The following is an 8,450-nucleotide window of genomic DNA, read 5'->3' as shown; positions in this document are numbered from 1 at the left end:
CCGCCGCCATGCTCATGCTACGCCGTTTGGCTCGGTCAGCGTGAGTTTCGAAACCGACTCTCAGGAGTGTCGGCTACGCCGCCACGTGCTCCCAGGGGGAGCATGCGACTTCTTCCGCTCTCTTTTCATGCCCTCGCGCTTTACGAAGGGTTGGAAAGGCGCGAAATTCAAAGGGATCAGAATGCCGATACCGCTACGGTGCGGCCTTTGGGCTCAGGCACGAAACGGGCCCGTCGCTGTACCGCACCATATCCACGCAGCCGCGACCAATTATCGAGGATAGTCGCCACGTAGCCCTGCGTTTCCCTGATCCGCGGAACAACCCCGCCTTTAACCCGGCCCGGCCCGGCGTTATAGGCCGCCAGCGCCAGATGCACCTGCCCGAACGTGTCGAGCTGGGTCCGCAGATAACGGGCGCCGCCGCGCAGATTCTGGACGGGATCGTAGGGATTAACCCCAAGCTGGGCCGCAGTCCCCGGCATCAGTTGCGCCAGGCCGTAGGCTTTCATCTTCGAGGTCGCTGCCGGATTATACCGGCTCTCTTGAATGATCATGGCGTCGAACAGCCCGGTCGGAATGCCGTGCTCGCAGGCGATCGCACTCATCATTCCATAATAGGCGGCGCGGCGTGCCTCGGCATCCGGCTTCAGAAAACCCGATGGACGATAGGGAAGAGAGGCGCATCCCGGCGTGAAAGGGACTGCAGCAAGCGTAGGATACTGCCCTTTCATCCACCCTGGCACCGCGATCGAGGAAACCGGTTCAACCCCGGCCGCCGCCAGATCATACGAGGCTGCAAGCTCGCCCTGGCCCACTGCCGGCGCAGAAAACTCCTGCCCCATCTGATACTCAACATAGCGGCGCGACAGATCATGGACGCGGAACGCCTCGGGAATACCCGCGTCAGATCCAGCAACCGGCATTACCGGCGAGACGTCCGCCTCCGGCACAGGCTGCCCCATGACGACAAGCTCCACCTTTCGCGTCGTTTTTACTTCGCCCGCGCTCACACTATTGGGAACGATGCAAAGTAACGCGATCAGTCCCGATGCTCGATGTACACGCATATGAACCCTCCAAAGCCTTGATAAGAGAATTGGAGTTCACCGCCTTTGCCCTTGTCAACGCCGCCAAGCTCACGAACACTTTTTTAGAAAAAGGCTTTGGAAGGCTTCCAGCATGTGGCTCGTCCCCCGCGACACCAACGGCAAAGGCTCAAATCGCATCCCTCTGCCCCCCGATCTGCGCGCGGCGCTGATTCGATGGTACGTCGGCAAAGGCACGGTCCACGACGAACAGGCCGGCATCACGCTCGTCCAGCAGGCCCGGATCGGGCACAGGTGGATCGCCTGCGATTGTCTAGGCGCCGACAAGGCTCCCGCCATCCTGACGCCGGCCTTTCTCTCCGAGGCAGAAACATACTATCTGCGACGGCTCACCAGTTCGAAGCGGCCCGAGCATCTGCCCGACTGCCCGTTCTTCCGCGACCAGGTGACGATCCGCATCAGCGAGGTACGCTCGCGATCGACGCCGCTCGAGCCACCCTCAGGCTTCTTCGAGGTGCTTAAACCCGCGCCGGAGAAACTGGCGCAGCGCCCCGAGGACGATTCCAACGACGATCGCACCCGACACGCCTCGATCCCGAGGCTGGCCCGATTGCTCTGGCGCCTCATGGCCGCTGCCGGCGTCAACCGCATTGCTCCGCTCGCCTATCGGGAGGAATGGTCGATCCGGCATGAGTTCGCGGCGCTCACCAGAGCGGCGGGGCTGATCGAGATCGCGCCGGGAATCCAGCTGGAGAAAGCCTTCTGGACCCACCCGAAGCCCCTGCAGGCGCGCGCCGTCTACGCCACGCTGCGCGCGCTGGAGGACAGATGGCCCCGCGACCATGCGCCGCAAGGCTTTGTCCTTCTCTATGCCAAGGGCATTCATGGACAGGAAATCACGCTGCCTGACGGCGACACCGTCACGATCGCCAACCGCATCCAGTCGCCATCGGTGCGAGGCAACCCGATTGCGGGTCCGTTCCTGGTCATCATCGTCATCGGCAAATATCCCGAGGCCAAGGGCTACGCGCCGCTGCGCGCCTATGCCCAGCCCATCCTCAATGGGCGCCTGTTCGCGCCGGTCGATTCCGATTTCGAGCGCGACGTTCTCCGAACCATCCTGCGCACCCAGCAGGAATTGCACGGCCGCGGCATTGACCTCGCGATCGACAAACCGGTTTTCGACACCCTGACACCCGATGGGCCGTGTCGCCCGGATTTCCTGATCGAGGCAAGATCACGCGAGACCGGCGAGATCCGCAATCTTGTCGTCGAGGCCATGGGCTTCAAAACCGAGGAGTACGAGGCGAGCAAGGCCATCACGCATCCACGCATGGCGCATCTTGGGCAAATCGTGACCATCGACCGGCAGGACGATGACGCTCACACGGGACGGCGCGCGCTTCTTCGAGGGCTCGGCCTTTGAGACCGTCAGCGCCAGGAAAGGCTGGCCGCAAAATATCCGATGATGCCCAGCGTCACTGGCGTCGAGAGCAGATAGAGTTTCTGCCAGCGCCACCATATCCGGGGCAGCAGCAACGCAGCACCTTTGACGCTGCGCGCGTCCTGCCAGATCCGATCGTTCCAGATGCCGTGCAGCGCGACCGAGACCGACAGGACCATGGCAATCGCACAGCACAGGCTGGTTGCGAGGTAAATGGCCATCCAGTTGGCGATCTCGAGAGGCGTGAACTGTGACATCTATCCTTCCGCTATACCTGTAATTTTCTACCAGGGCATCCGATTCCGAAACCTACATTCTTACAGGTAAATCGATAATATCGTTGGACTATCAAGTATTTTCACAGACAAATGCGGCAAGAGTGGAGAGGGAAGAGAGGGAGTGGACCGAGCAGATCGGCCAAACGCCCTTCAACCATAAGCAGCTGCCTTACCGCGCATCTGCGTCATGGAGGTAACTCCCCATGGAACGCTTTGTTCTCTTCATCAGCGAGCCGGGATCTGATGACATCGTAGACATTCACCCCAGCAAGCCGGCGGCCGAAAGCGCGCTTGTCGACTATGTGCGCGCCCGCTCCGCCACCATCGGCTTGCCTGCCCATCCTGACGACGATCGGGCGGTGGCCTCCTATTTCCAGAACAGCGAAGCCATTTACGCGATCGCGCGTGTCATGCCGCTGGCACAGCCAGGCAACGATCAATGACTATCGTCGCCCGTCGCCCCTCGCAGCAGCTCATCGACATCGTCGGCACCCTGCGCGGCACCTGGCACGGAACCCGGGCCATGTGCCGCTGCCCGGCCCATGATGACCACACCCCCAGCCTGTCCCTCCGGCAGGGGGATCGCGGCATCCTCGTGACCTGCTTTGCCGGTTGCGATTCCATCGACGTGCTGCGCGAACTCGATCGCATCGCCATCACGCGCCACTACGAGCCGCCGCCAGACAATGTGCGCGCCGGCACCGCGAATATCGAGCGGCTCTGGTCCCAGGCGCAGTCCGTCGCGGGCACGCTGGGCGAACGCTATCTGGCCTCGCGATTCCTGCTTCCCGTTCCCGGTGACGTGCGCTTTCATCCGCGCTGCCCGCATGGCGCCAAGCCCAACACCGTCTTCAAGCCCGCCTTGCTGGTCGCGGTGCGCGAAGGTCAGCGGCTTGTCGCCCTGCAGCGGATCTTCCTCGATCCTGAAACCGCGCGCTACACCGCCAAGGCGACCATCGGTTCGCTCGGCATGGGGGCATGGCGCGGAGGCGGTATCGGCCCCACCATCGGGCTTGCCGAAGGCTTCGAGACTGCGCGGGCCTGGAGCCGCATCAACAAACTGCCGTGCTGGGCAACGCTCGGCTCGCGCCGGTTCGGCCTGGTGACGATCCCTGACAGCGTGACCGAACTTATCCTGGCAGGCGATTACGACACGGCCGGACGCCGGGCGGTAAACCGCGCATCGCACCGCTACGCCCATGACAACCGTGTGATCCGGGTCGATTTCCCGAAGGGCTTCAAGGATTGGGCCCAGGCGCTCGAAGCCCTCGAGACGCAGAAAAGGGGAGGGGGAGGGGAAGGGTGATCTGCCGTTCGGCAGAGAGCCCAAGGAGACCCCCATGCGCGACCTTCTCGATCTCACGCACGTCAATGATGCGCCGGCGGCATGCACGATCGCTACCCTTCTCGCCACCGGTGCCGCTATCTCGAGGCGCCACCTGAACGATGCCATGGTGGAGGCGTTCGGCGGCACGGATGCCGACGGGCGCTGGACCCAGCGCGACAGCTTCGAGATGCTCGAGCATGCCCTCGCCCTTCATCTCGCAAGCGACCGCCATCACATCAACGCCCCTGCAGACATCGCCATTTCGTCCGCGCTGATGCAGCGCCTGCCGACCCAGACCGTGCGCAGCGAGGAACAGATCGAGCTGCAGCAGTTCTCGACCCCCGCCGACATCGCGGCGCTGGCCATGCTGCTCGCGTCGATCGGCGCCGATGATGTCGTGCTCGAGCCAAGCGCGGGCAACGGCCTCCTGATCGCCCAGGCTCCGCGCGGCCGCATCCTCCAGCTCAACGAAATCGACCCGCGCCGCCGCGAACGGCTCGCGCATATCTTCCCCGATGCGACGATCACCGGCCATGATGGCGCGGCGCTGGTCGCCCTTCACGCGGATCTCCCGCGTCCAAGCGTCGTGCTCATGAACCCGCCGTTCTCGCGCAGCATCGGCCGCGGCGCCGATGACCTGGCGGCGCTGCGCCATCTGCAGGCGGCAATCAAGCGGGTCAGCCCAGGCGGGCGCGTCGTTGCCATCATGCCCGACTGGTTCACGCCCTGCGCGCGGCTTCGCACTGCCTACGAAGCGATCCTGAGCGGCTGCACGGTGCGCTCCTCGCTCCGCCTCGAGCATTGCTATCGCAAGCATGGCACCAACATTGCGGTTCGCCTCTATGTCATCGACAAGATCGCCGGCGACCTCATGCCCGCCGTCATCGAGCGCGCAGCCGTCCTCGACTTCCTCGATGCCGTCGAAATCCCCGCGCGCATCAATCTGCAGCCCACAGACGATCTTCCCGCTCGCGTCGCGCCCGCGAAGGCGACTTCACTGTTCGGCGCCGCGCGCAAGACCAAGGTGGCCGCGCCGCGCCCCTATCACGCGCCCAAGGCCAATGCGGTCCTGCCCGTCGGCTATCGCAAGCTGGACACCCCGGCACCGCTGGCGCAGCAGGTCGGCGTCTACCTGCCGTACCGGCCAAGCCGCATCGTCTTCGACGCTGCAGGAGAGCACCCCACCGCGCTCGTTGAGTCGGTCGCCATGGGCTCGATCCCGGCGCCGATCCCCGATCACATCCCCCATCTGCCCGAGCGCACCGTCAGCGAGCGGCTCCTCTCCTCTTCCCAGCTCGAAACCGTCGTCTATGCAGGCCACGCCTGGAACCAGACGCTGCCGGGCACCTTCAGGCCCGCCAAGGAGGGCGTTGGCCTCGACATCGACCCTGAAGGCCGCAAGTACCGCAAGGGCTTCTTCCTGGGCGATGGCACCGGCGCGGGCAAGGGCCGCCAGATCGCTGCCTGTATCCTCGACAACAAGCTGCAGGGCCGCCGCCGCCACATCTTCGTCACCAAGAACGAGCCGCTGCTCGAGGACATCCGCCGCGACGTCACCGCGCTCGGCGGCCTGTCGGCCGACGTGCAGCCGCTTTCGAACTGGAAGATCGGCCAGCCCATCACGCTCGAAGAAGGCACCTTGTTCGTCACGTATCCGGGGCTGCGATCGGGCCGCTCTGACGCAACGCGCCTACAGCAGATCCTCGATTGGGCCGGCCCCGACTTCGACGGCGTGATCGCCTTCGACGAGGCCCACGAAATGGGCGGTGTCGCGGGCGGGAAGGGAGCTCTTGGCAAGACCGAAGGCTCGCAGCAGGGCATCTGCGGCGTCCTTCTGCAGAACCATCTTCCCGATGCGCGCGTGCTCTATGCGTCCGCCACCGGCGCCTCGGACGTCAACAACCTGGCCTATGCCGTGCGCCTCGGCCTCTGGGGCCCGGAAACCTCCTTCCCGGACCGGGAATCCTTCATCTCCAACATCCGTCAGGGCGGCATCGCCGCGATGGAACTGGTCGCGCGTGACCTGAAGGCGCTCGGGCTCTACACGGCGCGCGCGCTCAGTTTCGCCGGCGTCGAATACGAAGTGCTGCGCCACGAACTGACGCCTGCCCAGATCGAGATCTACGACACCTATTGCCGGGCATGGCAGGTCATCAACACCAACCTTGCTGCCGCGCTCGAGGCGACAAACGTGGTCGACGCCCTCGAGGGCAAAACGCTGAACTCGGGCGCGAAGGCCGCCGCCCGTTCGCGTCTGGAAGGGACGCGCCAGCGTTTCTTCGGCCAGGTGCTGCTTTCCATGAAGCTGCCCACCGTGATCGCGGCGATCGAGGGGCACCTGAAGCAGGATCATTCGGTGGTCGTGCAGCTGGTGACAACGGCGGAGGCCATCCTCGACAGACGTCTCTCCGAGATGACGGCCGAGGAACGCGCCGAGCCCCAGATCGAGTTGTCGCCCACCGACCAGATCGTAGATTACCTCAAGCGCGCCTTCCCGACCCACCAGATGGAGGTCTTCAAGGACGACACCGGCGCCCTGCATTCCCGGCCCATGCGCGACGAGGACGGCAACCCGGTCCACAATCCCGAAGCCATGGCCGCGCGCGACAACCTGATCGAGCATCTGTGCGCGCTGCCACCCATCAAGTCCGGCCTCGATGCGCTCATCGAGCATTTCGGGCCGGATCGCATCGCCGAAGTCACCGGGCGATCCAAGCGGCTCATCACAGGCCCGGACGGCCGCCAGAAGGTCGAGACCCGCACCGCGCGCACCAGTCAGGCCGAGGCCAGCGCCTTCATGAACGATCAGAAGAAGGTGCTCGTCTTCTCCGATGCCGGCGGCACTGGCCGGTCCTACCATGCCAGCCTCGATGCCGTGAACCAGGACCGACGTGCCCATCTCCTGCTCGAACCGGGCTGGCGCGCCGACCGGGCCATTCAGGGGCTCGGCCGCACGCACCGCACCCATCAGGCATCGACGCCGCTGTTCCGTCCCGTCACCACCGACTGCAAGGGCGAGCTGCGCTTCACCTCGACGATCGCTCGCCGCCTCGACAGTCTTGGCGCTCTCACACGCGGCCAGCGCCAGACCGGAGGGCAGGGCCTGTTCGATCCTGCCGACAACCTGGAGAGTGAATACGCAAGGGACGCCCTCGTGTCGTGGTTCCACCTTCTTTATCTCGGCAAGCTCAAGAGCACCAACATGACCGAGTTCGTGGGTCTGAGCGGCCTTGAGATTTCCGAGGGCGACGGTGTCCTGAAGGAAGACCTGCCGCCAATCCAGCGCTGGCTCAATCGCCTGCTGGCCCTGCCGATCGCGCTGCAGAACAGGATCTTCGAGGAATACCTCACCCTCGTTGAAACCCGCGTCGCCGCCGCGCGCGAGGCCGGCACCCTCGATGTCGGCGTCGAGACGATCACGGCCGACAGCGCCCGCGTCATCAGCGACACGATCCTGCGGACCGATGCTGGCACCGGCGCCACCACGCACCTTCTCACGATCGAGATCGCGCGGCGCAAGAACCCGATCTCGCTCGAACGCATCCTCGACATGGTCCGCTGGCGCGACAACCCCGCATTCGTCATGAACGGCAAGTCGGGCCGCGTCGCATTGCGCAGCAGGGCAAACGCCTGGATGGACGACGAGGGCGAGCCGATCCTTCGCATCGAGCTGCAGCGCCCCTGCAGCCGCAAATCCATGCGCGAGGCGGATCTGTTCGAGACGGCATGGGAAGAGATCGACGAAGAGACCTTCCGGGCGAAGTGGCAGGCCGAAGTCAATGAGGCGGCCGAGCAGCTGGACACCGAGACGGTGCGCCTCGCAACCGGCCTCCTCCTGCCAATCTGGTCGGCGCTGCCTTCCGATCATCTCGCGGTCAACCGGATCGTCGACAAGAATGGCAACAGCTGGCTTGGCCGTATCGTCTTCGAGCACAGCATCGTCGACCTCTTCACCAAGCTGGGCCTTGCGAGCAGCGAGGAGATGCCCGTCGAAGAGATCGTCAATGCCGTCCTCGCCGGGCGCAGCGTCCAGGTGACGCGCCCGTTCCCGATGGCCTTCAAGCGCTCGCATGTGAACGGCAACCCGCGTGTCGAGATCGTCGACGCCCCGGCATCGCAGCTTGCGTGGCTCAAGTCGCTCGGCGCCTTCACCGAGATCATCCAGTACCGCACCCGCGTCTTCATCCCCGTCGCGCAGGCCGAAGCCATCATCACCGAGATCCTCAAACCCTCCTGACCCTCTTCGCCTCTTCATCCTGATCGAGCCCGAGCCCCGATGCAGCCGGGTCGGTCAGGAGAGATACCATGGGCGCGGGACGGTGCCGGCGATGATAGGATCAGCCCCTCGCAGATCG

The 8,450-nt window shown here is 64.6% G+C and carries 6 protein-coding genes; 4 read left to right on the top strand and 2 right to left on the bottom strand.

The features are described from left to right. Positions 1-176 precede the first annotated feature (176 nt). Positions 177-1,067: a lytic transglycosylase domain-containing protein gene (locus tag NTCA1_RS27265; RefSeq protein WP_185928878.1), complete on the bottom strand. Its 891-nt coding sequence runs from the start codon at positions 1,065-1,067 to the stop codon at positions 177-179. 112 nt (positions 1,068-1,179) lie between these two features. On the opposite strand from NTCA1_RS27265, the gene NTCA1_RS27260 reads away from it, so the two are divergent. Further along, on the top strand, positions 1,180-2,472 hold the full coding sequence (locus NTCA1_RS27260) for a hypothetical protein (protein ID WP_142639917.1): 1,293 nt from the start codon (positions 1,180-1,182) through the stop codon (positions 2,470-2,472). Positions 2,473-2,477: 5 nt separating this feature from the next. Here NTCA1_RS27260 and NTCA1_RS27255 read toward each other — a convergent pair whose 3' ends face one another. Beyond that, entirely contained in the window at positions 2,478-2,747 is a 270-nt protein-coding gene (locus NTCA1_RS27255) for a hypothetical protein (protein ID WP_142639919.1), read from the bottom strand. 224 nt (positions 2,748-2,971) lie between these two features. On the opposite strand from NTCA1_RS27255, the gene NTCA1_RS27250 reads away from it, so the two are divergent. From NTCA1_RS27250 to NTCA1_RS27240, 3 genes are read left to right on the top strand one after another with little or no spacing between them, the layout of a single operon-like run. Next, positions 2,972-3,211, top strand: coding sequence for a hypothetical protein (locus tag NTCA1_RS27250; protein WP_142639921.1), 240 nt, complete (start codon positions 2,972-2,974; stop codon positions 3,209-3,211). Beyond that, positions 3,208-4,074 (top strand): toprim domain-containing protein, encoded by an 867-nt coding sequence (locus tag NTCA1_RS27245; protein WP_142639923.1) that lies wholly within the window; start codon positions 3,208-3,210, stop codon positions 4,072-4,074. Before NTCA1_RS27250 ends, NTCA1_RS27245 begins: the two co-directional genes overlap by 4 nt. Before the next feature lie 34 nt (positions 4,075-4,108). Continuing rightward, positions 4,109-8,332, top strand: a complete 4,224-nt coding sequence (locus NTCA1_RS27240; protein ID WP_142639925.1) for a strawberry notch-like NTP hydrolase domain-containing protein — start codon at positions 4,109-4,111, stop codon at positions 8,330-8,332. Positions 8,333-8,450 lie beyond the last annotated feature (118 nt).

The organism is Novosphingobium sp. TCA1 (assembly GCF_009811895.1).
In the GTDB taxonomy this organism is placed as follows: Bacteria; Pseudomonadota; Alphaproteobacteria; order Sphingomonadales; family Sphingomonadaceae; genus Novosphingobium; species Novosphingobium panipatense_A.
The sequence above is the reverse complement of the archived record's forward strand: the minus strand, read 5'-3'. Positions and strand labels throughout refer to the sequence as shown.

What these genes read in the sequence shown, in the direction of transcription:
- NTCA1_RS27245 (WP_142639923.1), top strand. Translation starts at nt 3,208, where the DNA reads ATGACTATCGTCGCCCGTCGCCCCTCGCAGCAGCTCATCGACATCGTC.
- NTCA1_RS27255 (WP_142639919.1), bottom strand. Translation starts at nt 2,747, where the DNA reads ATGTCACAGTTCACGCCTCTCGAGATCGCCAACTGGATGGCCATTTAC.
- NTCA1_RS27250 (WP_142639921.1), top strand. Translation starts at nt 2,972, where the DNA reads ATGGAACGCTTTGTTCTCTTCATCAGCGAGCCGGGATCTGATGACATC.
- NTCA1_RS27265 (WP_185928878.1), bottom strand. Translation starts at nt 1,067, where the DNA reads ATGCGTGTACATCGAGCATCGGGACTGATCGCGTTACTTTGCATCGTT.
- NTCA1_RS27260 (WP_142639917.1), top strand. Translation starts at nt 1,180, where the DNA reads ATGTGGCTCGTCCCCCGCGACACCAACGGCAAAGGCTCAAATCGCATC.
- NTCA1_RS27240 (WP_142639925.1), top strand. Translation starts at nt 4,109, where the DNA reads ATGCGCGACCTTCTCGATCTCACGCACGTCAATGATGCGCCGGCGGCA.